Annotated in this window: 24 protein-coding genes; 10 read left to right on the top strand and 14 right to left on the bottom strand. The window is 64.8% G+C overall.

Features of this window, described 5'->3' with window-relative positions; translation table 11 throughout:
• The first annotated feature begins 60 nt into the window (after positions 1-60).
• Positions 61-948 carry a phenylalanine 4-monooxygenase gene (gene phhA, locus IE071_RS12945; protein ID WP_189441586.1) on the top strand — a complete coding sequence of 296 codons (888 nt, stop codon included), beginning with the start codon at positions 61-63 and terminating at the stop codon, positions 946-948.
• 9 nt (positions 949-957) lie between these two features.
• On the opposite strand, the gene IE071_RS12950 is transcribed toward phhA, so the two are convergent.
• The 11 genes from IE071_RS12950 to IE071_RS13000 form a co-directional block, all read right to left on the bottom strand.
• The gene (locus IE071_RS12950) at positions 958-1,641 is read right to left on the bottom strand and encodes an SGNH/GDSL hydrolase family protein (protein WP_189441587.1); all 684 of its coding nucleotides are present in this window, start codon (positions 1,639-1,641) and stop codon (positions 958-960) included.
• A 31-nt stretch (positions 1,642-1,672) separates the two neighbouring features.
• Positions 1,673-2,362 carry an RES family NAD+ phosphorylase gene (locus tag IE071_RS12955; RefSeq protein WP_189441588.1) on the bottom strand — a complete coding sequence of 230 codons (690 nt, stop codon included), beginning with the start codon at positions 2,360-2,362 and terminating at the stop codon, positions 1,673-1,675.
• A gap of 97 nt (positions 2,363-2,459) precedes the next feature.
• Positions 2,460-2,852, bottom strand: coding sequence for an MbcA/ParS/Xre antitoxin family protein (locus IE071_RS12960; protein ID WP_189441589.1), 393 nt, complete (start codon positions 2,850-2,852; stop codon positions 2,460-2,462).
• A gap of 76 nt (positions 2,853-2,928) precedes the next feature.
• Positions 2,929-4,707: a DUF885 domain-containing protein gene (locus IE071_RS12965; RefSeq protein ID WP_189441852.1), complete on the bottom strand. Its 1,779-nt coding sequence runs from the start codon at positions 4,705-4,707 to the stop codon at positions 2,929-2,931.
• Between the two features lie 14 nt (positions 4,708-4,721).
• The gene (locus IE071_RS12970; RefSeq protein ID WP_189441590.1) at positions 4,722-6,389 is read right to left on the bottom strand and encodes a SulP family inorganic anion transporter; all 1,668 of its coding nucleotides are present in this window, start codon (positions 6,387-6,389) and stop codon (positions 4,722-4,724) included.
• Positions 6,386-7,000 carry a ParB-like protein gene (locus IE071_RS12975; protein ID WP_189441592.1) on the bottom strand — a complete coding sequence of 205 codons (615 nt, stop codon included), beginning with the start codon at positions 6,998-7,000 and terminating at the stop codon, positions 6,386-6,388. Before IE071_RS12975 ends, IE071_RS12970 begins: the two co-directional genes overlap by 4 nt.
• Before the next feature lie 97 nt (positions 7,001-7,097).
• Positions 7,098-7,802 (bottom strand): helix-turn-helix transcriptional regulator, encoded by a 705-nt coding sequence (locus tag IE071_RS12980; RefSeq protein ID WP_189441593.1) that lies wholly within the window; start codon positions 7,800-7,802, stop codon positions 7,098-7,100.
• A gap of 60 nt (positions 7,803-7,862) precedes the next feature.
• On the bottom strand, positions 7,863-8,489 hold the full coding sequence (locus tag IE071_RS12985; protein WP_189441595.1) for a glutathione S-transferase family protein: 627 nt from the start codon (positions 8,487-8,489) through the stop codon (positions 7,863-7,865).
• Between the two features lie 36 nt (positions 8,490-8,525).
• Positions 8,526-8,930, bottom strand: a complete 405-nt coding sequence (locus tag IE071_RS12990; protein ID WP_189441597.1) for a GFA family protein — start codon at positions 8,928-8,930, stop codon at positions 8,526-8,528.
• Complete coding sequence (locus IE071_RS12995; RefSeq protein ID WP_189441598.1) at positions 8,927-9,151, bottom strand: hypothetical protein; 225 nt, start codon at positions 9,149-9,151, stop codon at positions 8,927-8,929. The genes IE071_RS12990 and IE071_RS12995 overlap by 4 nt, the downstream gene beginning before the upstream one ends.
• A gap of 10 nt (positions 9,152-9,161) precedes the next feature.
• Positions 9,162-9,779, bottom strand: coding sequence for a DJ-1/PfpI family protein (locus IE071_RS13000; RefSeq protein ID WP_189441601.1), 618 nt, complete (start codon positions 9,777-9,779; stop codon positions 9,162-9,164).
• A gap of 164 nt (positions 9,780-9,943) precedes the next feature.
• Between IE071_RS13000 and IE071_RS13005 the strand changes: the two genes are divergently transcribed.
• The 6 genes from IE071_RS13005 to IE071_RS13030 all read left to right on the top strand — a co-directional run bounded on the left by IE071_RS13005 (position 9,944) and on the right by IE071_RS13030 (position 17,112).
• Positions 9,944-10,975, top strand: a complete 1,032-nt coding sequence (locus IE071_RS13005) for a class 1 fructose-bisphosphatase (protein WP_189441603.1) — start codon at positions 9,944-9,946, stop codon at positions 10,973-10,975.
• Between the two features lie 131 nt (positions 10,976-11,106).
• Positions 11,107-12,030, top strand: a complete 924-nt coding sequence (locus IE071_RS13010) for a patatin-like phospholipase family protein (RefSeq protein ID WP_189441605.1) — start codon at positions 11,107-11,109, stop codon at positions 12,028-12,030.
• A 102-nt stretch (positions 12,031-12,132) separates the two neighbouring features.
• Positions 12,133-14,208 (top strand): S9 family peptidase, encoded by a 2,076-nt coding sequence (locus IE071_RS13015; protein ID WP_189441606.1) that lies wholly within the window; start codon positions 12,133-12,135, stop codon positions 14,206-14,208.
• 116 nt (positions 14,209-14,324) lie between these two features.
• Positions 14,325-14,714, top strand: coding sequence for a GntR family transcriptional regulator (locus IE071_RS13020; protein ID WP_189441608.1), 390 nt, complete (start codon positions 14,325-14,327; stop codon positions 14,712-14,714).
• Positions 14,711-15,604 carry an ABC transporter ATP-binding protein gene (locus IE071_RS13025; protein ID WP_189441610.1) on the top strand — a complete coding sequence of 298 codons (894 nt, stop codon included), beginning with the start codon at positions 14,711-14,713 and terminating at the stop codon, positions 15,602-15,604. The genes IE071_RS13020 and IE071_RS13025 overlap by 4 nt, the downstream gene beginning before the upstream one ends.
• Positions 15,601-17,112 (top strand): hypothetical protein, encoded by a 1,512-nt coding sequence (locus tag IE071_RS13030; protein WP_189441612.1) that lies wholly within the window; start codon positions 15,601-15,603, stop codon positions 17,110-17,112. Before IE071_RS13025 ends, IE071_RS13030 begins: the two co-directional genes overlap by 4 nt.
• A 155-nt stretch (positions 17,113-17,267) precedes the next feature.
• On the opposite strand, the gene IE071_RS13035 is transcribed toward IE071_RS13030, so the two are convergent.
• Complete coding sequence (locus tag IE071_RS13035) at positions 17,268-18,386, bottom strand: PA0069 family radical SAM protein (RefSeq protein ID WP_229792897.1); 1,119 nt, start codon at positions 18,384-18,386, stop codon at positions 17,268-17,270.
• Positions 18,387-18,533: 147 nt separating this feature from the next.
• Between IE071_RS13035 and IE071_RS13040 the strand changes: the two genes are divergently transcribed.
• Both IE071_RS13040 and IE071_RS13045 read left to right on the top strand, forming a co-directional pair.
• Positions 18,534-18,779: a hypothetical protein gene (locus IE071_RS13040; RefSeq protein ID WP_189441614.1), complete on the top strand. Its 246-nt coding sequence runs from the start codon at positions 18,534-18,536 to the stop codon at positions 18,777-18,779.
• Between the two features lie 67 nt (positions 18,780-18,846).
• On the top strand, positions 18,847-19,107 hold the full coding sequence (locus tag IE071_RS13045) for a GlsB/YeaQ/YmgE family stress response membrane protein (protein WP_189441616.1): 261 nt from the start codon (positions 18,847-18,849) through the stop codon (positions 19,105-19,107).
• Positions 19,108-19,174: 67 nt separating this feature from the next.
• On the opposite strand, the gene IE071_RS13050 is transcribed toward IE071_RS13045, so the two are convergent.
• Both IE071_RS13050 and IE071_RS13055 read right to left on the bottom strand, forming a co-directional pair.
• Positions 19,175-20,830: an MFS transporter gene (locus tag IE071_RS13050; protein ID WP_189441618.1), complete on the bottom strand. Its 1,656-nt coding sequence runs from the start codon at positions 20,828-20,830 to the stop codon at positions 19,175-19,177.
• A 120-nt stretch (positions 20,831-20,950) separates the two neighbouring features.
• Positions 20,951-22,339, bottom strand: a complete 1,389-nt coding sequence (locus IE071_RS13055) for a porin family protein (protein WP_189441620.1) — start codon at positions 22,337-22,339, stop codon at positions 20,951-20,953.
• Positions 22,340-22,557: 218 nt separating this feature from the next.
• On the opposite strand from IE071_RS13055, the gene acs reads away from it, so the two are divergent.
• Positions 22,558-24,498 carry an acetate--CoA ligase gene (gene acs, locus IE071_RS13060; protein ID WP_189441622.1) on the top strand — a complete coding sequence of 647 codons (1,941 nt, stop codon included), beginning with the start codon at positions 22,558-22,560 and terminating at the stop codon, positions 24,496-24,498.
• The last annotated feature ends 28 nt before the right edge of the window (positions 24,499-24,526 follow it).

Genomic DNA, 24,526 nt, shown 5'->3' on the forward strand with positions numbered 1-24,526 from the left:
GTGCGGGCAAACCGCCGTAAGCTTGCGGTCTGATCAGCCACGCCCGCTTCGGAGCTCGCCATGGATACGCCGCGCAAAGTCGAACACCAGCAAACCGATCGCGGTTACGTGCCGGTGTATGCCACCGGCGTGGTCGAGCAGCCGTGGGCGAGCTACAGCAAGACCGATCACGAGGTGTGGGACACCTTGTTCAAGCGCCAGCGCGAAATGCTGCCCGGCCGCGCGTGCAAGGAGTTCATGGCCGGCGTCGAACGCTTCGGTCTCGGCGATGGCGGCATCCCGAAATTCGCCGAGCTCAACAAGGTGCTCGGCGCCGCCACCGGCTGGGAAGTGGTCGCGGTGGAAGGCCTGCTGCCGGACGAGGTGTTCTTCGATCACCTGGCCAACCGCCGCTTCCCGGTGAGCTGGTGGATCCGCAAACCCGACCAGCTCGACTACCTCAGCGAGCCGGATCTGTTCCACGACCTGTTCGGTCACGTGCCGCTGCTGCTCAATCCGGTGTTCGCCGACTACATGCAGGCGTATGGCCGCGGCGGCATGAAGGCGTTCGCGATCGGCCCCGAAGCGCTGATGAACCTCACTCGCCTGTACTGGTACACGGTGGAATTCGGCCTGATCAACACCGACGAAGGTATGCGCATTTACGGCGCCGGCATCGTCAGCTCCAAGGGCGAGTCGATCTACTCGCTGGACTCGCCGTCACCGAACCGTATCGGCTTCGACCTCGAGCGCGTGATGAGCACGCGCTACCGCATCGACACCTACCAGCAGACCTACTTCGTGATCGACAGCTTCGAGCAGCTGTTCGAGGCGACGCATCCGGACTTCACGCCGATCTACGCGAAGCTACACGAGCTGCCGGCGCATGCGGCCGGTGACGTGCTCGACGATGACCGCGTGTTCACCCGCGGCAATCGCGAGGGTTGGGCGACCAACGCGGATACCTGAGCCGCCGGATCAACGCAGCGTCGCCTCCAGCCAGGGTTTCACCGTGTCGATCCACAGCGCATAGCCTTTGCGGTTCATGTGCAGACCGTCGGCGATGAACCACTGCGGCTGCGGCTGACCGTCCTGGCCAAGCATGGGCGTAAAGACGTCCAGATAGGCAACCCCCTGCTGGGTCGCCGCGTACTCGCGCACCAGCGCATTCGCCTCGCGGATCTTTGGCAGCAACGCCTTGCGCGCTACGCTGGGCTTGATCGCGATGAAGGCGATCGGCACATGGGAATCGAACGAACGCACCTTGCGCACGAAGGCGGCGAAGTCGTCGCGCACATGCGCCGGGCTGTCGCCGTCCTGCAGGTCGTTGTCGCCCGCATACATCACGATCGCGCGAGGGCGGTACGGCGCCACGATGCGGTCGGCGAAGAAGGTGGCGTCGTCGATCTCCGAACCGCCGAAGCCACGGTTGATCGTGTACACGCCGGGGAAATCCGTCGCCAGCGTCTTCCAGAAACGGATCGACGAGCTGCCGATGAACAGCACCGCGCCCGGCACCGGCGGATGCGCACGATCCTCGGCCTGGAACGCGGCGATATCCGCATTCCACTGTGCATGGTCGTTCTCGCGGTTATCGCGCGCCGTCGCCAGCAGCGGCCACAGCAGCAGGATAAGCAGCAGGTAGCGCGTGCCTTTCGTCATTTGCCTCGCCTTGGTTTTGCCTGTCTACAGGCTAGCGCGGACGGGTCAGTTCCGACACCTCGAGTACCTGCGCAATGCGTTGACCGTCCCAGCGGTAAACCAGGTGCTGTGCCTGTACGCACGGCGCCACCACGTCGGGATGGAACGCGGCGAGACATTCGCCACCGCGATGGCGCGCACTGTCGTAGACGATGCCGTTGGAGTCGGCGGCGCGCAGTTCACGGGCCAGCGTGACGCTGGTGACGTAACTGTCCGGATCGTGCACCGTGGGCCAGCCGCCGCGGATGTCGTGCAGCTTGCTGTCGACGCTGGTTCGATAGCAGCGCATCTCGATATCGCAGGCCGGCTCGCTGGTAGCGGCGAGAAAACGCTCGCGGTGATAGACGGTTTCCTCCACTGCGGTGGCGACGCTGTGCGCGGCGTAGAACACGCCCCAGCTTCCATCGGAGAAACGGCTGCCTTCCGGGTTGAGATGAGTGAATGCAGCCATCACCGGTGTCGAACCCGGCCCGCTGAGGCGGTGTTCCTTCGATACCAGTTTCAACGCGCCCGCTTCTTCGCGCAGGCGCGGATTAGTCAACGCCTCGATCGCGAACACCGCCTCGAGATCGGCCGGATCGGCGATGCGGTCGTACACACCGACCGGCGGAAACCGGCTGGGCACGATGCGATACGCGTGAGTCCAGCGAATGCGCTTGATCGATGGTGATTCGATTGGCATCAAGGCTCCATGTTGTGCTCCCTCCCCTGCCTGCAGGGGGAGGAGCAAAGCATGTCGCGCGCCCGTCTCGCCGGCCGCGACCCTGCGCACACTTCACTCAGCCGCGTTGCGCGTCCAGATACTGGCGAACCACATACAGATCGGCGACGTTGCCCGACAGCATGCGCTCGAGCGCGGAATGGCCGCCGAACAGCGACGCCTGGTTCGGCTTGTTCAACCACACGTCGGCCTGTGCCGGATCGGGAAACAGGATCTGCAGCGACTTCCAGATGCCAAGCAGGTAGCTGATCCGCTCGATCGTGTCACGGCTTGGCGCGCCATCCTGCTGGCGCTTCCACTTGTAGAACGTCGATTCCGGCGGGTCACCGAGCAGCTTGCGCTGATCGGCAATACGCAGCTTCCAATGCTCGGCAAGACGGAAGAAGGCGCGCAACGCCGGACCACCGAGCTCGCCGGCGGGAGCGGTTTCGGGCAGTGGCTGGGCCAGCATGCGAAACTCTCCTTGTGAAGTTGAACTTCAATTTACTCCACAAGAGAAGTGTGGTCAATTATTGATCAAGCCGACTTCAAGGTGTCGCAGGCTTGGCCTTGCCATCTTTCGCGCAATCGCAACCGAAATCCGGTTCCGGGCCACCGTCGACGATGAAACGGTCGATACGCTGTTGCAGCACCGGTAACGGCACCGAGCCGGTCGACAGCACGGTGTCGTGGAAGTGGCGCAGGTCGAACTTCGCGCCCAGCGCCTTTTCTGCCTTGGCACGCAGCTCCAGGATTTTCAGGTAGCCGAGTTCGTACGACAGCGCCTGACCGGGCCAGCTGATATAGCGATCGACTTCGTTGGCGATCTCGCGCGCGGACAACGCGGTATTGACGGTGAGGTAATCGATGCCCTGCTGGCGCGTCCAGCCGAGATGGTGGATACCGGTGTCGACCACCAGCCGGCAGGCGCGCCACATCTGGTAGGTGAGGTAGCCGAAGTGCTGGTACGGCGTCTGGTAGATGCCCATCTCGTTGCCGAGGTATTCCGAGTACAGACCCCAGCCTTCGCCGTAGGCGGAGATGTAGCTGTTGCGGCGGAATTCCGGCTGGCCATGCTGCTCGTCGGCCAGCTCCAGCTGCAGCGCATGTCCCGGATAGGATTCGTGCAGGGTCAGTGCCGGCATGTTGTACAGCGGCCGCGACGGCAGGTCATAGGTGTTGACCAGATAGACGTCCGGACCGCCGCGACCGGAGGTGTAGTACGGCGCGATATCCGCCGGCACCGGCTGGATGCTGAAACGCTCGCGCGGCAGGTGGCCGAAGTATCTGGCCATCTGGCCGTCCACTTGCTTGGCCACCCAGGCACTGCGCATCAGCAGCTCGTCCGGCGTCTTCGCGTAGAACTGCGGGTCGCTGCGCAGGAACTGCAGGAACTCCGCAAAGCTGCCCTTGAAGCCGCTGTCCTTCATCACCTCGAGCATCTGTGCGTGGATCTTCGCCACCTCGTCGAGACCGATCTGGTGGATTGCATCGGGGCTCAGGTCCAGCGTGGTGTATTCGTGGATCTGCTGGCGATAGAACGCCTTGCCGTCCGGCAACGCCTCGGCGGCCAGCGTGGTGCGTGCCTGCGGCACGTAGTCGTTGCGGAAAAAGGCCAGCAGTTTCGCGTAGGCCGGGATCACCTCGTCGCGAACACGCTGCAAGGCGCGACCCTGCAGCGCCTGCGCCTGATCGGCCGGGATCGACGCCGGCAGCCGCTTGAACGGCGCGTAGAAACTGCTCAGGGTCGGATCCTTCAGCTCGGCCACCGCGGCAATCGACACGTCGCGGCCCTTGAGCACCTCGCGCGGCACGCTGAAACCGCGCTGCAGGCCGAGCTGCATGTTGGCGATCTGCTGATCGATATAGGCCGGAATCTGGCCGAGTCGATCGAGGTAACTTTTATAGTCATCGGCGGTGCGCAAACGGTCGCCGCCGAGCTCGTAGCCGATGTCCGACCAGAACGCCGAGTCGCTGTTGAACGGCATCTGCCAATTCTTGAATGTCTGGTCGGCGACGAAGTTGCCGATCTGTTCGCGATAGATCGCATAGTTGATCTGGTTCTCGGGCGACAATTTCGTCGCGTCGATGCCGTCTAGCTGCTTGAGCACGCCTTGCCAGTAGTCCAGCCGCTGCTGCTGGCTGGCCGCGCCGACCTGGTCGAGACGGCCGTTGTTCGGCTGCGATTCGCCCGATGCGCTGACCCCGGCCTGGCCGGTGCGCCAGGCCCACTCGCTGCTGTAGATCTGCTTGAAACGCGCATTGCTGTCCGGCGCGGCCCATGCCGGCGTGGTCAGGAGTGCGGCGCCCAGCAGCAGCCATGGCATGCCCGTGATGATCTTCACTGCGGAAGTTTCCCTGTTGGTTGCGGCGCGGGTACAGCCGCCAAGGCCGCATCTTCCACGCTCCAGAAGTCGAGCGCCTGTGGCGGAAGCTGGGGCAGTGCAGCCCGCAGCAACAGCCCGCGCACGGCATCCTTCAGGCGCGCCACGCGCAGCATGATGTCACGCGCGCTCAGCCACGTCGCGAAATCCGCGAGCGCCTCCAGTGCGGTGCTGTCCAGGTCGGAAGACTCCTCCAGACTCAGCACCACCACGCGGGCTCCCGCATGTTCGTCGACCCGTTGACGTGCCAGCGCCAACATCGATTCCGCGTTGGCGAAAAACAGCGGCTCCTCCGGTCGCAGAATCAGCATGCCGGCCTGCTCATGCGCACTCGGATGTTCCGCGATGTCGACGAAATCATGACTGCCGGGAAGCTGGCCGAGTACGCTGAGGCGTGGCGTGGCGAGCTGACGCAGCAACATCACCAGGCTGAACGCGATCGCCACCAGCAGGCCGTTGAGGATGCCCAGCGCAAGCACCGCGAGTACTGCGGCCAGCGCCACCAGCCGGTCACGCTTCCATTGCAGGTAGGGCTTGAATACCGCCAGCCGCCACGACTTGCTTACCGCGTGGATCACGATCGCCGCCAGCACCGGCTCGGGAATGCGCTCGATCCAGCGCAACAGCAGCAACACCATCAGCAACACGCTGCCGGCAGCGACCAGCCCGGCCAGCCGCGAACGTGCACCGGCCGCTTCGTTCGCCGAGGTACCGGAATAGCCCGCGCCGAGCGGCATGCCGTGCAACAGGCCTGACAATGCGTTCGCCACGCCGAGCACCAGCAGGTCGCGGTTCGGATTGACCGAATCGCCATGCTTCAGCGCAAATGCGCGGATCGCACCGTATGACTCCGCGTACAGCACCAGCAGCAGGGCCGCCGCCAGTTCGATGCTGGGCAGCCACTGATTGCTGGTGGGCCACACCGGCAATGACCAGTCCGGGACCAGATTGATCGCACCGGTCAGGGTCACGCCGTGCTGCGCCAGCCAGCCGGAGGCGGCCACGCCCAGCACGATCACCAGCAGGCTGCCGGGCAGGCGACGCACCCGTTCGCACAGGAACAGCAGCAACAAGGCGATGACACCGGCGCCCATCGTGGCCGGCTGGATCTGGCCGATGGATTTGAGCAGGGTCATCAGCAACAGCGGCACGAAATCGCCGTGCAGGCCCGGCAAGCCGAACAGGTTCGGCAACTGCTTCAACGCGATCACGCAGGCCAGGCCGAAGGTGAAGCCGCGCAGCACCGGCCGCGCGATCAGATGCGACAAACCGCCCAGACGCGCGAACCCGGCGATCAGGAAACAGCCACCGGTGAGCAGCACCAGGGTCGCCGCCACCAGCGCACGTGCCGCCCCCGCTGGACCGGCCAGAGCGAGTGTTCCGGCCGCCAGCACCGCCGCCGAGGACGACGTGGCCGAGACGATTGCGTAACGGCTGCGACCGAGCAGGCCGTAGCAGACCAGCCCGACCAGCAGTGCGATCACACCGGCCTGCGGCGGCAGCCCGGCAATGCCCGAGTACGCCACCGCCTCGGGCAGCAGCAGGCCGGCAATCGACAACCCGGCCAGCACATCGGCGCCAGGCGTGAAATCCGGCGTGACGGCAGCGGCCGGGCGTGCGCTCATTCGATCGTCCCGCTCCAGCCCGGCAGATATGCCGTCTCATGGCTGTGCGCCAGCAACACGGCTTCCTGCAATACCTTCGCACTGATCTTGCCATTCGGCAGTTTCAGCCGGCGGCGGTAGAAATCCGCCCACAGGAATTCCGCGTACGGCGTGGCGTCCTTGGCGCAGCCACCGGCCACACGCATGCGCGCGGCCAGCGTGCGGTAGGGGTCATCGGCCAAGTCACCGAGGCTGGCCGGGATCGCCGCGTAGTCGGTGCGGGTGCCATGCTGGTCATACGGATGCGCCCAGCGGCTGAATTCCATGGTGCGCCAGAACACCTCCGGCTCCAGCCAGGAGAAGTCGCGCTGGATCATCACCGGCACGCTCTTCACACCTTCCTCCAACAGTGCGAGGCCAAGGTGATGATGGTCGACGATATAGACGCGCTGCTTCGGTCCCAGCACGCCGGGAAACCAGTGCGACTCGAGGAGTTCCTTGCGCTTCTTGCGGCCGAGTATTTCCCACTCCGCGCGCTTGGCCGCCACCTCGGCCTTGCCCACGGTCAGCTGGGTCGGCCGCAGCTTGGCCGGAGCAATCGACAACAACGGGTGATGCAGGCCTGACGACATTGCACGACTCCTTCGGACCGACGCGGTGCTGCCGAGCGTACCCGAGCCGAAGCATCGGTGGGGCCATCTGTTGCGCGCAATTTCCTGCGGCGCCCGACTACTCCATGCCGGCGTAGTAGCCGCGCATCGCCAGCAGATAGGCGTCCAGATTGCGGCCGTCCGCTTCGTCGAATAGCTCGCCGGTCTCGGCGAATTCATCGATGCGATCAGGACGGAAGTTGCGGAAATCCAGGCGCAGCCGACACCACGTGCCGAGCGTCCACTTGCCACCCCAGAACGCCAGGCACAACGGCTCGACTTCGCGCGTGCTGACGCTGCCCGCCTCGTCGCGATAGGCCAGCTGCAATACCTGGCGCGCCTCGATCGCCGCGTGCAGCCGGTCGATCCGTGCCGCGAATGCCAGCTTGTGCTCGTCGCGCCAGATCGGTGCGTAGATGCGCGTGCGCGCCGAGCGCTCGCGCAGCTCCGGTGGCAGCACGGCCTCGATCTTCATCAGCGCGGTCTGCGCGCCCTCGGCCAGTTTGGCGCCGGCGAAGGCGCGCACGAAGCGGGTGCCGACCACCAGCGATTCGAGCTCGTCAGCGGTGAACATCAGCGGCGGGATGTCCGAACCCTTGCGCAACACATAACCGACGCCCGCCTCGCCCTCGATCGGTACGCCGGAGAGTTGCAGATCAGCGACGTCGCGATAGACCGTGCGCAGCGAGACGCCAAGCGTCTCGGCGAGCTGACGCGCGCGCAAGGCTGTGCGGCGCCCACGCAGGGCGTTGATGATGAGGAACAGGCGATCGGCACGACGCATCCGCGCATCATCGCCGAGGCGCGTGACGACGAACAGCGCCGAACGTCACGCCTCATCGCATCACACTGCCTGCGCAGCGGCCAGCGCGGCATCCGCAGCAGCAGCGCGCTGCATCGCCGGCCGCGCGAGCACGCGATCGATATAGACACGGATTACCGGCAACTCCGGCACCAGCTTGAACATCGTGGTCCAGTTCAGCGCGGTGCCCCACAGCACATCGGCGGCGCTGAAGGTATCGCCTAGCATGTAAGGCCCCTGCTCCAGTTGATCGGTGAGCGTCTTCAACATCGTGTCGAAATCGCCGTACGGACAGGTCGAGGGCGCCGCCGGCGTGCGCTGCATCGACTTGTCGACCAGGGCCGGCTCGAAGCACGAGCCGTAGTACACCATCCAGCGCAGATACGGACCACGCAACGGGTCGCCGATCGGCGGCGCCAGCTTCGCCTCGGGGTAGAGATCGGCCAGATACAGGAACACCGCCGGCTGCTCGGTGATCAGCGCATCGCCATGACGGATCGCCGGCACTTTGCCCATCGGATTGATCGCGAGGTATTCCGGCTGGCGTTGTTCGCCCTGCTTGAAGTTCAGCACATGCATGTCGAACGGCACGCCGAGTTCTTCAAGCAGCGCGCGGGTGCCGCCGGAACGACTGTTTGGGGCATGGAAGAACGTGACTTTCGGACTCATGGCGATTCCTCGCGATTGCGACCAGGGAGATGACGATCAAAGATGCCGCGTCTCGGCTGGCGGCGATTGCCAGTTGTTGGCGCGACCGTCAGCGTAGTGCAGCGGCGCATCGATCAGTTCCTGCGGCTCGATGTCATCGAGGCAGGCGAGGTTCACGCTGTAGAAGTCGCCGCCGAGCACATCCAGATGGCCGCGGCCGAACGGACGCACGCCGCAATGGCGGCAGAACAGGTGATGCATGCTGTTCGAGCCGAACTGGTAATCGGACAGCGCCTCTTCTCCCATCAGCAGGCGGAACGCCTCCGGTTTCACGATCACGCCCCATGACCGCGTCTTGGTACAGATCGAGCAATTGCAGCGGCCGGTGCCGGCCGCGAGGTCGATCCCGGCTTCGAGCTGTACGGCGCCGCAATGGCAGCTGCCGTGATAGGTCTTGTTCATGACTTGCTCCGGTGGTGAAAGATGCCGCGGTGATAAAGGCCTGTCAGTGCGGCGAGCAGCAAGCGCCGGCGGGGTTGGGTGGCGGCAGGTGCGGCAGCTGCCGCTTCCTGCCGATCATTCGAAACATCCACGGCCGGCCACCGGTACTGTCCATCCATCAGCAGACCACGCTGGTACAGCGGTCGATAGGCCATCAGGATGTGGCGCAGGAGCGGGTTCATGTCGGTGCCCTCATGCCGCCACCACGGTTTCACCGACGCACCACGGTGGCAGCTGGGCGTGCTTGAACAACCGGTACCAATGCTCGCGGTCACTGGGGCTGTACAGATCCAGCGTGTGGATCACCTCGCGGGCGAACTCCACGCTGCCGAGGTGGCTGGCGGTGATCGTGCCGCCGTCGCTGACGGCGAGCAGCTCGCTGTCGTACTGCTCGGTGCCGGCATAGCCAGGCACCTGACTGGCGATCTGGCCGGGCCAGTTGCCGGTGTGTCGGCAATCATCGAGCAGACCGGCGCGAGCCAGCGCCAGTACACCGCTGTCGATGGCGTCCACCGGTGCACCAGTGGCATGCAACTGGCGGATCGCTGCCACCGTCGGCTCGCCCTCGCCGCGCTGCCACAAGTGGCCGCCGGGCACGATCAGCAATGCCGCACGCTGCGCATCGAGTTGAAGCTGCGCCAGTGACAGTTCCGGCTGCACGGTGAGGCCGCCCATCGACACCACCGGCGCCTTCGAGAAACCCACCGTCTGCACCCGCCAGTCGCCAGGGCGACGGATCTCGCACAACGCCAGCGCGGCCTGCCAGTCGGCAAAACCGTCGAACACCAGGAAATAAACCGTATCGCGCATGTCGTATCCCTCCGCTGTGGAGGGTCAGCATGCGCATCCCCTGCTGCCAACGTAGTGTCAGCAACCGGTCGGCTCGATGACAATCCGGGCCACTGGTCGGCGCCGTGCTGGCGCTGTTCAGCCGGAGCCGGGACAATGCGCCATTCTTCTGCCACGGACCCGACATGAAGCCCATCTCGCTGATCCAGTTCCTGATCGAGGAACGCCGCGCCGGCCACATCAACGCCGAACTCTCCCTGCTGATCGAAGTGGTCGCGCGCGCGTGCAAGCGCATCGCGGTCGCCACCAACAAGGGCGCGCTCGGCGGCGTGCTGGGCATGGCCGGCAGCGACGACGCGCTGAGCATGAACATCCAGGGCGAGGCGCAGAAGAAGCTGGACGTGATCTCCAACGAGATCCTGCTGGAGGCAAATGCCTGGGGCGGTCATCTCGCCGCCTGCGCCTCGGAGGAGATGGAAGATCCGCAGCAGATTCCGGACGGCTATCCGAAAGGCAACCACCTGCTGTTGTTCGATCCGCTGGACGGCAGCTCGAACATCGACGTGAACATCTCGGTCGGCACGATCTTCTCGGTGCTGCGTTGCCCGGACGACGTCACTGAGCCGAAGGCCGAGCACTTCATGCAGCCGGGCACCACCCAGCTCGCCGCAGGTTATGTGGTGTACGGCCCAGCCACCGTGCTGGTACTCACATTCGGCCACGGTACGCATGAGTTCACGCTGGAACGCGAGGTCGGCAGCTTCATGCTGAGCCGGCGCGGCATCCGCATCCCCGAGACCGCCACCGAGTTCGCCATCAACATGTCGAACCAGCGCCACTGGCAGGCGCCGATGCAGCGTTATATCGGCGAGCTGCTGGCCGGCAAGGACGGTCCACGCGGCAAGGACTTCAACATGCGCTGGGTCGCCTCAATGGTGGCCGACGTGCACCGCATCGTGACCCGCGGCGGCGTGTTCTATTACCCGCTGGACGCGAAGATCCTCAAGCAGGGCGGCAAGCTGCGCCTGATGTACGAGGCGAACCCGATGGCCTTCATCATCGAACAGGCCGGCGGCGCCGCGACCACCGGGCGTGAGCGCATCATGGAACTGCAGCCGACCGGACTGCACCAGCGCGTGCCGGTGTTCCTCGGTTCGAAGCAGGAAGTCGAGCTGGCCACGCATTACCACGTGGAAGCCGACGGCGCACTCGGCTGATTGGCTCCCTCCCCTGCTTGCAGGGGGAGGAGCAAAGCAAAAGCACGCATGCTGCCCATCCATCGCCCTGCTAGCGCCATGAGTCGGCCATAGACTCGCACCCATCCATCACTCTTCAACGCGACCCATCAATGCCATTCCGCCGCCACCTCCTGCTGTCACTCGCCACGCTCGCGCTGAGTGCCTGCTTCGGCGGCAGCAAGCCCACTGTGCCGCCGCCGGTGATCGTGGCCCCGCCGGCACCGGTGAAGCTGAAGATCGGTCTCGCGCTCGGCGGTGGTGCGGCGAAAGGTTTCGCACATATCGGCGTGATCAAGATGCTGGAAGCCAGCGGCATCCATCCGGACGTGGTTTCCGGCACCAGCGCGGGCAGCGTGGTCGGTGCGCTGTATGCCAGCGGCATGGATGCATTCCAGTTGCAGGAAACCGCCTTCGGTCTGGACGAGACGAAGATCCGCGACGTGCGGCTGTTCTCCGGCGGTCTGGTGCAGGGTCGCGCGCTGCAGGATTACGTCAACCAGCTGCTGCACCACCAGTCGATCGAGCAGTTGAAGATTCCGTTCGCTGCCGTCGCCACGCAGCTGGAAACCGGCCAGCGCACCGTGTTCGTGCGCGGCAACACCGGTCAGGCGGTGCGCGCGTCCTCCAGCATCCCCGGCGTGTTCGAGCCGGTGGAGATCAACGGCAAGCATTACGTCGACGGCGGCGTGGTCAGTCCGATACCGGTGGATGCAGCGCGCCAGCTCGGCGCCGATTTCGTGATCGCGGTGGACATCTCGACCAAGCCCAGCGGCAGCAATCCGCAAGGCATGATGAACATCGTTGGCCAGACCATCGCGATCATGGGCCAGCAACTGGGCACCCAGGAAACCGCGCGCGCCGACGTGGTGATCCGACCCAACATCAGCGGCATCGGCCCGACCGATTTCGAGCAGAAGAACCAGGCGATCCTCGAAGGCGAGCGAGCCGCGCTGGCGGCGATTCCCGCGATCCGCGCAAAGCTCGCGGCGATGACCGCGGCACGTCAGGCCGCAGCGACGACGCCCGCGCACTAAAGCGCACACCGGCACCGCGCGACTGACGTGCATGCCGTCCTGCACTTGGCGTGTGCAAACTTCTGGATGTAGCGTGCGGATTCCTTGCGCCGGAGTCCCTCCATGTTGAAACGCTCGCACCTGCCTGCCCCGTTGCTGTTGCTGGCCATCGCGCTGGCACCCAGCGCGTTCGCCGCCTCACCCGGCGTCGACCCGCGCATCGAACAGCTGCTGACCGAGCTGGGCAAGGTGCAGGAGATCGGCGCCGTGGCGATATCGCCGGATGGCAAGCAGCTGGCCTGGGTGATCGAACGCGAGGGCAAGCCGTCGATCGAAGTGGCAGCCGCTGACGGCAGCCACGCGCGACGCATCAGTGCCGCCGCCAAGCCTGGCCTGTGCGCCGAATCTGGCATCGCATGGGCGCCCGATTCGCAGCACCTCGCCTTCATCTCCAACTGCAGTGTCGACCTGACCAGCACCAAGGCGATGCAGAACACCATCTTTGTCGCCGATACCGCAGGTCACGGAGACATGGCCGGCAACGGTTCGCCCGCGCAGGTGGTCAAGCTCGCAGGCTATGCGCGCGCCCTGCAGTGGACGGCCGATGGCAAATCGCTCGGCTTTCTCTACGTGCCTGGCGCCACCCGCCGTGCCAGCGCGGTGGTAGCCGCCAAGCCTGCCGCCGGCGAAATCGGCGTCACTGGAGTGGAAGTGCAGCGCGTGGCCAGCGTCGACGTCGCCAGCGGCACACTGCATGAGCTGACTCCAGCCGGCATGTACGCGTACGAATTCGACTGGTCGCCGGACGGCACGCGGATCGCCTACACCGCCGCGCAACCACCGGGCGACAACAACTGGTGGATCGCCAAGCTCTACGTGCAGCCGGCGCAACCCGATGCTACCGCCACGCTGCTGGTCGATCCGACCAACCGCAGCAGCGGTTCGCTGCACAGCCTGCAGATCGCGTTGCCGCGCTGGTCGCCGGATGGTTCGCGGATCGCCTTCATCGGGGGCCTGATGAGCGATCAGGGTGCCACCGGCGGTGATATCTATGCGGTGCCAGCCAGCGGCGGCACGCTGGCCAATCTCACGCCGGACATCCACGTCACGCCGTCGTGGCTGAGCTGGACCGGCCCGCAATCTATGCTGGTCAGCCAGGTCAGCAACGGCCAGAGCCAGTTGGCGGATTACGCGGTCTCGGCCACCCATGCGCAGCAGCAGAACGTGCACTTCACCGTGCCGGCCAGCTTCGATGACGGCAGCGCCTCGATGGCAGTGTCGTTGTCCGGCGACCACCAGCACATCGCGTTCGTGCAGAGTTCCTACGCCAGCGCTGCCGAAGTGCACGCCAGCGCGCTGGGCCATGCCGCGCCGGCCGCAGTGACTTCGTTCAATGCCGCGCTCAAGCCGGCCTGGGGCAAGGCCGAATCGGTGGAATGGAACAACGAAGGCTTCCACGTGCAGGGTTGGTTGCTATACCCGGCCCACTACGACCCGAAGAAGACCTACCCGATGGTCGTGGTTGTACACGGCGGTCCGTCGAGCGCGGTGATTCCGCGCTGGCCGGGGGTGGGTTATGGCGCCGCGCCGCTGTCCGCGTTGGATTATTTCGTGTTCGAGCCGAACCCGCGTGGCAGCTTCGGCCAGGGCGAGAAATACGTGCAGGCCAACCGCAAGGACTTCGGCTACGGCGACCTGCGCGACATCCTCGCCGGCGTCGACGCGGTGGAGAAGAAGGTGCCGGTGGATGACAAACGGCTCGGCCTCACTGGCTGGAGCTACGGTGGCTTCATGAGCATGTTCGCGCCGACCCAGACCCAGCGCTTCCGCGCCGTGGTCGCCGGCGCCGGCATCTCGAACTGGCAGAGCTATTACGGCCAGAACCTGATCGACCAGTGGATGCCGCCGTTCTTCGGCGCCAGCGTGTACGACGACCCGTCGGTGTATGCAAAGAGCTCGGCGATCAACTTCATCAAGCAGGTGAAGACGCCGATGCTGATCGTGGTCGGCGACCGCGATGCCGAATGCCCGGCACCACAATCGTTCGAGATGTGGCACGCGTTGCGCGCGCAAGGCGCGACCACATCACTGGTGGTGTACCCGAACGAGGGCCACCATTTCGTCGATCCCGCGCATCAGCGCGACGTGCTGCAGAGGGCGCTGGGCTGGTTCGCGAAATATCTGCCGGCGACGGAATAGACCACCACCAGCACCAACCCTTCGCATCTTAACCACCGACCTTCGCGTCGACGGTTTTTATGGCCGTCACAGGTCATGCTTGACATGCATCTATGTGTATTGCTGTACTGATACACATGGATGCATCATTGCTCAGCATACAACCCGCCGCCAGCGAGCCGATCTATCGGCAGATCGTCGAACAACTGCGCCGACTGATCGCCGGCGGGCAGCTCACGCCTGGCGAATCGCTGCCGTCGGTGCGCGACGTCGCCGGCTTCCACGCGATCAATCCGATGACGGTGTCGCGCGCCTACGGCATCGCCGAGAGCGAAGGCCTGCTGGAACGTCAGCGCGGCAAGGGTATGGTGGTGTCCACCACGCGCCAGGCCACGCAAACCGAGAGCCATCGGCTCGCCCTGCTGGAACCGCAACTGCAGGCGCTGGCACGCCACGCCAACGAACTCGAACTGCCCGCCGAACGGATACTGCGGCGGCTGACCAAACTGCTGGGGGAAGAGAGATGAACGCGATGCTTCGTGAAACGGAATCCACCACCGCACCGCTGGTCGCCAGCGGGCTTGTCCACTGCTATGAAGGCAGCAACGCGTTGAACGGCATCGATCTGGTCCTGCAACCGGGCAGCGTGCTCGGCCTGATCGGTCGCAACGGCGCCGGCAAGTCCACCTTGATCCGCGCAATGCTCGGGCTGCTGCAGCCGTTGGCCGGTTCGGCGTATGTGTTCGGCGAACCGGCGCTCAAGCTCGGCGATGCGACCAAGGCACGCATCGCTTACGTGCCGCAGCAACCGGAAGCGCTGAGCTGGCTGACCGCGCAGCAGATGCTCGATTTCGTCGGCCGCTTCTATCCGCGCTGGGACAGCAGCTTTGCGAAGCACACGCTGGAGCGCTGGCAGATTCAACCGAACCGGGCGCTGGCGAAACTGTCGCCGGGCGAACGCCAGCGCGTCGAACTGATCCGCGCGCTCGCCGCGCAACCAGAACTGCTGGTGCTGGATGAACCAGCCGCCGCGCTCGACCCGGTCGCGCGTCGCGAACTGTTGCGCGAGATCGCGCTGCGCGCGGGAGAGTCAGGTACCACGGTATTGTTCTCCACCCATATCGTGTCGGATCTGGAACGGGTCGCTTCGGACGTCGCGTTCCTGCATCAGGGCAAGCTGCTGATGCGCTGCACTGTCGACGAAACCAAGGAGCGTTACGCGCGGCTATGGCTGCCGCCGCAGGCGAGTTTCGCCGCGCCCGCGCAGGCGCTGAGCCGGCGTCGCCACGACGACGGCAGCCTCAGCTTGGTGGTGGCGCGCGACGCCCACGATCAGTGGCCCGAAGCCGCCGGCCTGCCCAGCGCGCGCCTCGACGCGCTGGGGTTGGAGGATCTGTTCGTGGAGATCGCGGAATGAATCCGCGCACGGCGGTGCTGACGCTGTGGTTCGCCACAGCGAGGCTGACCCGCTGGATGATCGGGATGTTCTACGTGCTGATGATCGGGCTGGCGATCATCGTGAGTCACGACCTGCCTGCTGCCGAGCAAGTGTTCCCGATCGCGCTGATGCTCGGCCTCGCCACTGGCTTCTGGTGGGTACTGTTCGCATCGAAAGCACTGTCGCTGGCGATTGACGCACGACAATTGCGGCTGCCCGGCATCCAGCGTGGAATCGTCGCTGGCTTGCTGCTGCTGGCATTGATGACCATCGCGCTGCCAGCCATCGTCTTGGGTCTGTGTGGCGGCGATGCCGGCATTCTGATGGTTCTGCTTGCACTGGCCGCCTCGGCAGGCTCCGCGTACATGCTGCTGCCGCGCTCGCTCGCCATCGTGGCTTGCATTTCACCAACCTTGCTTCATTCGTTCTGGCGTCAACTGCACTTGCCTGGATTGCACGACCCCCATTTCACCAGCGCGGCGTGGTTGGTCGTGTTGGTGTTGCTGGTGGTCTTGAGTCGCTGCTGGCGCGAGCAGTTGCGCCTGGAGAATCCATACCGTCGCGGTTTCAACATGCCGTTGGCACTGCATGTCCAATATGGCCGCATGAGCGCTCAGCGGAACCTCCATGCTGGCGTTGCTGATCATGCCGCGCAAGGGCGACCGTGGCCTATCCCGTGGCGCCCGGACTGGCTATGGCTGCAGCCGCAACCTGGCATGCGCCGACTCGGCCCCGATCATCCGGTCAACAGTCTGCGGATGATGCTCGGCGGCTTGTTTACACCGCTTTCCGCGATCGGCTGGCTGCAGGCGCTGTCCCGCTTGCTGATCATAAGCGCGTGCGTGGTACTCGGAGCCCTCGTGCTGCATTACGACGGCCACCGCCGTTATCCGACTCATCCGTCGCACGATGCCGCGACGATGTACGTCGATTGGTTCGGCGCAATCGGTGGCATGATGATTACGTTGGTGGCAACTACCCTGCTGCGCCAGCGATGGATGCGCATGAATGCGGAGTTGCCGCTGCTGGCCTTGCTGCCGAACCTCAACGGCAGCCGCAATTTGCGCCATAGCTTGCTGCTGGCTACCTTGCTGCCGCCGTTGTTTTGCCAGGCCGTATTGCTGCTGTTGATGCTGGTCGCGGCGCTCGCCCTGCACTACAGCGGCACCAGCATGCTGTTGATCGTGATGGCGCAGTGCCTCGTTTCCGGTGTACTCATCGCCTCTACCTTGTGCCTCCTCAGCGGCCACCCGCAGGCGGTGCGGGGTGTGCAGGTGCTGCTGGTACTGCTCGTGTTGGCCCTCAGCGTCCCTCCCCTTTTGCCGCCAGTACTGCTCGGCATGGACAAACATCCATGGGGTGCCGACGCGCTAGCGCTGCTTCCGCTCGGCCTGCTTTGGCTGTTGCTCGCCAGCATGTTGTGCTGGCTGGGTTATCGCGGTTGGCGTGGATTGTTGCAGCGACCGCATCCGTTTCTGCCAACGTGATCGTGCGGCAATGCTGCGCCCGCGAACTCATGGAAAGGTTACGCGCTTTCTCCGCGCGCTATTCGGAAAAGCCGAAGCAAGAGCTTCCCCCTCACCCTAACCCTCTCCCCGGTAAAACCGGGGAGAGGGAATAGAAGCGGCGGCAACGCCGGACTTCAGAACAGCTCGCCTTGCGGCGTCAGCTTGCGTGGCGGCACGAAACGCGAGGTATCGAGCGTGAGTTCGCGCGCGCGACCGAAGCCGTGTTTGCGGCAGGCGATTTCGAAGCGGCGACGCAGCAGCTCGGCGAAGACACCCTGCCCGCGCATGCGGGTCGCGAAGTTGCTGTCGTAGTCGCGGCCGCCGTTCATCTGCTGCACCAGGCTCATCACGTGTTCGGCGCGCTGCGGTGCGTGTAGGGCGAGCCATTCGCGGAACAGCTGCTTCAGTTCGTACGGCAGGCGCAGCGTGGTGTATCCGGCGCAGCGCGCGCCGGCGTCGGCGGCTTGCGCCATGACCGCCTCCATGTACCTGTCGTTGAGTGCCGGAATGATCGGCGCCACCAGCACGCCGACCGGCACGCCGGCCTCGGCCAGCGCGCGGATCGCCTTGATCCGCCGGTGCGGCGCGCTGGCGCGCGGTTCGAGTTTCGCGGCCAGATGGTTGTCTAGCGAGTTGACCGAGACGAACACCTGCACTAATTGCTCGCGCGCCATCGGCACCAGGATATCGAGATCGCGTTCGACCAGCGCGTTCTTGGTGACGATCGTGCATGGGTGATGGCATTCGGCGAGCAGTTCCAATGCGGCACGGGTCAGTCGCCACTGCTTCTCGATCGGCTGATACGGATCGGTATTGCTGCCGATATTGATCGGACTGATCACGTAACCTGGCTTGGCCAGCTCGGCGCGCAGCACCTCGGCGAAATTGCCCTTGGCGCGCAGCTTGGTTTCGAAATCGAGGCCGGGCGACAGGTTGAGATAGCTGTGCGATGGCCGCGCGAAACAATAGATGCAGCCGTGCTCACAGCCGCGGTATGGGTTGATCGCCTGGCTGAAGGCGATATCCGGCGAGTCGTTGCGGCTGATCACGCTGCGTGCGCGCTCCTCGGTGACCTCGGTGCGCGGACGTGGTGCATCCTCGTCCAGCAATGCACTCTGCCAGCCGTCGTCCTCGACCTGATGGCGGATGCTTTCGAAACGACCCTCGGGGTTGGAGGCGGCACCACGGCCCTTGATCATCCGGCCCGGCGCGGGCTGATCATTCGAGGGTGGCGGTGACAGCGAATCGTCCATCGGTACAGTTTGCCGCGGCGATGTCTCAGCCCTCGCGACATCCGTTCAGCGGCGTGATCCGGCTCGTGTCAGGCAGATTCCGGCGGCGTTATGATGCGTGCATCCGGCCGCCGCAGGCGGCGTGTTTCCGTGCATTCGAGGGCCGCCATGCGCTGGTTGCTGTTCGTTCTCACCGTGTTTGCCTTCGTGCTGTGCTTCACCCGCCACAGTGCCGGCGCCTGGGGTTTCTGGCTGCTGGTAGGGGTGATTGGCATCATCGCCACCACGCTGGCGTTTGCGCAGGCGCGCATCGCCGGCAATTCGCGCGGCGACAGCCTGTCTGCGTACGACCTGAAGCGGCTGCGCGAGGGCAACGACCCGCTCAATCACGACCGCTCCACATTCGAACACTGACTCTTGGCAGGAAGCGACTACGGCATTCGGGGTCGCTGCAAACCACCCGCCTACCCAGGAGTTCACAATGACTGCATCCGGCCTGATCGTCTTTCTGCTCATCGGCGCGATCGCCGGCTGGCTCGCTGGCCTGATCGTGCGCGGTTTCGGCTTCGGCCTGCTTGGCAATATCGTGGTCGGCATCGTCGGTGCGTTTCTCGCCGGCTGGTTGCTGCCGATGCTCGGCATCGGCTTCAGCCTGGGCAGCCCGATCGTCACCAGCATCGTCTACGCGATGATCGGCGCGATCGTTCTGCTGGTACTCATCGGTCTGATCAAGCGCGCCTGATCGAATCGCCAGACAGAAAAACGCAGCGGCTCGCACCGCTGCGTTTTTTGTGGCCATCGGAAAACGGTCACGCGGTGATGTCGACGTCCTTGGTCTCATGCACGAACAGCAGGCCAATCACGAACGTCATCAGCGCGATCACCACCGGATACCACAGGCCGGAATAGATGTTGCCGGTGAGCGCCACGATGCCGAATGACACCGAGGGCAGGAAGCCGCCGAACCAGCCGTTGCCGATGTGGTACGGCAGGCTCATCGAGGTGTAACGGATCTTGGTCGGGAACATCTCGACCAACCACGCCGCGATCGGGCCGTAGACCATCGTCACGTACAGCACCAGCAGGAACAGCAGGAAGATCAGCATCGGATAGTTGCTACGCGCGGGATCGGCCTTGGCTGGATAGCCGGCCTGATCCAGCGCATTGTTCAGGCTTGCGCCGAAGGTTTTGCTCTGCGCGGCGAAATCTGGCTTCGCCAAAGCCGCACCCTCAAACGCATCGACACTGGTGTTGCCCACCATCACCCTGGCCACCGAGCCGGCAGCGACCGCCTGGTTGTCATACGGCACACCACGCTTGGCCAGCGTGCTCTTGGCGATGTCGCACGAACTGGTGAAGGTCGACGTGCCAGTGAGGTTGATCTGCAGATGGCAGTTGGCCGGATCGGCCAGCACGGTGACCGGCGCGCCGCTGCGTGCCGCCTCGATGCCCGGATTGCCGTAGTGGGTGATGCCCTTGAAGATCGGGAAGTAGGTCAGCGCGGCGAGCAAGCAACCGGCCAGCACCACCGGCTTGCGGCCGATCTTGTCCGACAACCAACCGAACACCACGAAGAACGGCGTGCCGATCAACAGCGCCGCAGCGATCAGCAGCTGGGTGGTGGTGGCGTCGATCTTCAACGTACTGCCGAGGAAGTACATCGCGTAGAACTGGCCGCAGTACCACACCACGGCCTGGCCGGCGGTGGCGCCGAACAGCGCCAGCAGCACCAGCTTGAGATTGCCCCAGCGTGCGAACGATTCGGTCAGCGGTGCCTTGGAGGTCTTGCCCTCGTCCTTCATCTGCTGGAACACCGGCGACTCGGCCAACTGCAGGCGGATATACACCGACACCGCCAGCAACAGCGACGACAGCAGGAACGGCAGCCGCCAACCCCAGTCGTCGAACTTGTCGCCGAGCAGCAACTTGCAACCGAGGATCACCAGTAGCGACAGGAACAGGCCGAACGTGGCGGTGATCTGGATGAAGCTGGTGTACAGGCCGCGCTTGCCCTTGGGCGCATGCTCGGCCACGTAGGTGGCTGCGCCGCCGTATTCACCGCCCAGTGCCAGACCCTGCAGCATGCGCAACGCGATCAGGATCACCGGTGCAGCCACGCCGATCGAACCGTAGCTGGGCAGCAGGCCGACGAAGAAGGTCGACAGGCCCATGATCACGATGGTGATCAGGAAGGTGTACTTGCGTCCAACCAGATCGCCGACCCGACCGAACACCAACGCACCGAACGGACGCACCGCGAAGCCGGCGGCGAACGCCAGCAGCGCGAACACCAGCTGGCTGGCCTCGTTCAATCCCGAGAAGAACTGCTTGCCGATGATCACGGCCAGCGAGCCGTACAGGTAGAAGTCGTACCACTCGAATACGGTGCCGAGGCTGGACGCCAGGATTACGCGTTTGTGGCTCACGTCGAGCGCTGGGCGCCCGTCGATCGCGGTGGTGGCCATGTTGTTTCCCCTCCCAAGAGTGTGAGATGCCCTCTCCACGATCGCGAAGAGAAGTTGGAAGCTGCGGCCCGCCCCTCACACCGGACCGCAACTCGTCATCGGTTGCGTGATGCCGCCGCGTCAGAAGTGATACAGCGCGTTGAGGCTGATCTGGTTGCCCGTGGTGGTCTTGCGATTCACGCCGTTACTGGTGGAGTCGAGCTTGTCGTGCATCCATTCGGCGCTGAGGTCGTAGGAGCCGGCGGTGTACTGCAGGCTCAACGCGGCTTGGCGATTGCGCAGCAGCCCGGTCGCGCCATTGCCCATCCAGCGGATGACGTCATCCGCATTCGGCTTGCTGTACGCGTAGAACGCGTAGAGGCTCCAGTTCGGCGTGAAGCTGTAGCCGGCCTGCACGAAGCCGCCGGTTTCCTTGATGTCGCCGAACTGCGACATCGCGCCAAAGATTTCGCCGAGGCCGTTACCGGTATAGGCCAGTCCCTTGAACGTCCACGGACCGGGTTTCCACTGGCCGCCAACTTCGTAGCCGGTGCTCTTCACGCTGGACTGGATCGGCGTCGGCGCGGTGCCGCCCACGCCGCGCAGGTCGACCTTGCTGTAATGCGCCGCGAAGTACGCCAGCCAGTTCTTGTCCTGCACATGCAGACGCGCCTCGATCTGCGGGCGGAACCCGGCGTTGCCGGCGGTCTTGTAGTTGGTGTTGTTCACCGCGCCGTCCGGGCCGTTCCACGAGCCCTCGAACGCACCCACATCCAGCCGCCACTGGACGCCGGTGCTGCCGTGATTGAGATCCTGCATCACCACCACGCCAGGGAAGCGCCAGCCGATCATGCCGGATCCGAAGCCCAGCGGAAACGCGATGTGCGCCAGCGAGGCGGGCGTGTTGTCGATCGGGAACATGAAGTCCCACTGCTGGCCGATGCGCACGGTGGTGCCGGATTCGGCATTGGTCAGATCCATATAAGCCTGGCGCAGTCGCGGTGTCGGCTGCTGCTGGCTGTACGCGCCGACGCCATTGAAGCCGCCGAAGAAGTCCATCTCGATGCGACCGCCGCCGCTCCAGTTGCCGGCAAACTGGGCGCCCTTGAAGTCGAGCCAGAAGCGCGTGTTGCGCACATCGACACCGCTGAGCGAGCCGGTCGAGCCGGGCACCGGGAACAGCGCGTTCTGGCCGTTGCCATAGGTGAAGCTCTTGTTCTGGCTGAACGCGCTGGCGCTGATGAAGCCATGCAAGGCCACCGACACACCGGGCGCGCTGCTGAATACCGGTGTCGCCGGCGCAGGTGCGGCAGCCACGTTCTGCGTGGTTGCCGGCGGCGGTGCGGGCGCCGTCTTCTGCGCCTGGATCATCGCCTTCAGTTCGTTCAATTGCTGCTCCAGCTGCGCCACGCGTTGCTCGAGTTGCTGCTCGCGTGTGTCGCTCTGTGCATGCGCCGCCAGTGGCAGCATCAGCGCGCAGGCCATGCTGAGGGCGAGCGCCTTGTAACGGTTTGAATATCGCGTCGTCATGCGTGCGTCTCCCCAGGGTCAATGACGGGCCGAGCATGGCCATGCTGCGGCGCGCGCGACTATTCGTCTTTGGTCGAAGTTCGACCAAAGTCGATGCCGACCTGCACCGCTACCGTCGTGGCGATCGGGCTAAACTCGAAACCCGCGTACCGCCGGGCGCTGCCCGCCGCGGTTGCCCTGTCGCCACCTTCGATGCCGAGTCCAGCAGGAGCCCATCCATGTCCAAGCTCTATCCGGTCAACCCCGCCTTTGCCGCTGCAGCACGCCTGCGTCACGACGACTACACGCGCCTGTATGCCGAGTCGGTCAGCGATCCGGATGGCTTCTGGGCTCGCGTCGGCCAGCGGCTGGACTGGATCAAGCCACCGACGAAGATCAAGGACGTTTCGTTCGACCCGAAGGATCTGCACATCCGCTGGTACACGGACGGCCAGCTCAACGTGTCGGCGAACTGTCTCGACCGCCAGCTCGCCACGCGCGGCGACAAGGTGGCGATCATCTTCGAGGGCGACGACCCGAACGACTCGCGCAAGATCACCTACCGTGAGCTGCACACCGAAGTGTGCAAGTTCGCCAACACGCTGAAGAACCTCGGCGTGGTCAAGGGCGATCGCATCGCGATCTATCTGCCGATGATTCCGGAAGCGGCGGTGGCGATGCTTGCCTGCGCCCGGCTCGGTGCGATCCACTCGGTGGTGTTCGGCGGTTTCTCGCCCGACTCGCTGGCCGGACGCATCGCCGACTCCACCGCCAAGGTGGTGATCACCGCCGACGAGGGTCTGCGTGCCGGCAAGCGCATCCCGCTCAAGGTGAACGTGGACGCCGCGCTGGAACGCCCCGGCACCAACAGCGTGGAAACCGTGATCGTGGTGCGCCGCACCGGCGGCGCGGTGGCGATGCAGTCGCCGCGCGACCGCTACTACCACACGCTGATGGAAGGCCAGTCGGCCGACTGCGCGCCCACGCCGGTCGAGGCCGAGCATCCGCTGTTCATCCTGTACACCTCCGGCTCCACCGGCAAGCCGAAGGGCGTGCAGCACAGCACTGGCGGCTATCTGGTGTTCACCAGCTACACGCATGAGCTGGTGTTCGACCTGCGCGAGGACGACATCTACTGGTGCACCGCCGACGTCGGCTGGGTAACCGGGCACAGCTACGTGGTGTACGGCCCGCTGGCCAATGGTGCGACCACGGTGATGTTCGAAGGCGTGCCGAATTATCCAGACGTAAGCCGCTTCTGGCAGGTGATCGACAAGCACAAGATCACGCTGTTCTACACCGCCCCAACCGCGATCCGCGCGCTGATGCGCGATGGCGAGGCACCGGTGAAAAAGACCTCGCGCGCGTCGCTGCGCCTGCTCGGCTCGGTCGGCGAACCGATCAATCCGGAAGCGTGGGAGTGGTATCACCGCGTGGTCGGCGACGAGCGCTGCCCGATCGTCGACACCTGGTGGCAGACCGAGACCGGCGGCATCATGATCTCGCCGCTGGCCGGCGCGATCGCCACCAAGCCCGGTTCCGCCACCTTGCCGTTCTTCGGCATCAAGCCGGCGATTGTTGACGCCGAAGGCACCGTGCAGGAGGGCGTGGCTGAGGGCAACCTGCTGATCACCGATTCGTGGCCCGGTCAGGCGCGCACGATCTACGGCGACCACCAGCGTTTCATCGAAACCTATTTCAGCGCCTACCCCGGCAACTACTTCACTGGCGACGGTGCACGCCGCGACGAAGACGGCTACTACTGGATCACCGGCCGCGTCGACGACGTGATCAATGTCAGCGGCCATCGCCTGGGCACCGCCGAGGTGGAGAGCGCGCTGGTCTCGCATCCGAAAGTCGCCGAGGCCGCCGTGGTCGGCTGCCCGCACGACATCAAGGGCCAAGGCATCTATGCGTATGTCACCTTGATTGCCGGCGAGACCGGCAGTGACGAGTTGCGCAAGGAACTGATCGCCTGGGTGCGCAAGGAAATCGGTCCGATCGCCACGCCGGATTACCTGCAGTGGGCGCCCGGCCTGCCGAAGACCCGCTCCGGCAAGATCATGCGCCGCATCCTGCGCAAGATCGGCGAGAACCTGCCCGACCAGCTTGGCGACATCACCACGCTGGCCGATCCCAGTGTGGTGAAGAGTCTGGTGGACGAGCGCCTGATCAAATGAGGAAACCTGCAGGAGCGCACTCGTGCGC

This window comes from Rhodanobacter panaciterrae (assembly GCF_014651895.1).
Lineage (GTDB): Bacteria > Pseudomonadota > Gammaproteobacteria > Xanthomonadales > Rhodanobacteraceae > Rhodanobacter > Rhodanobacter panaciterrae.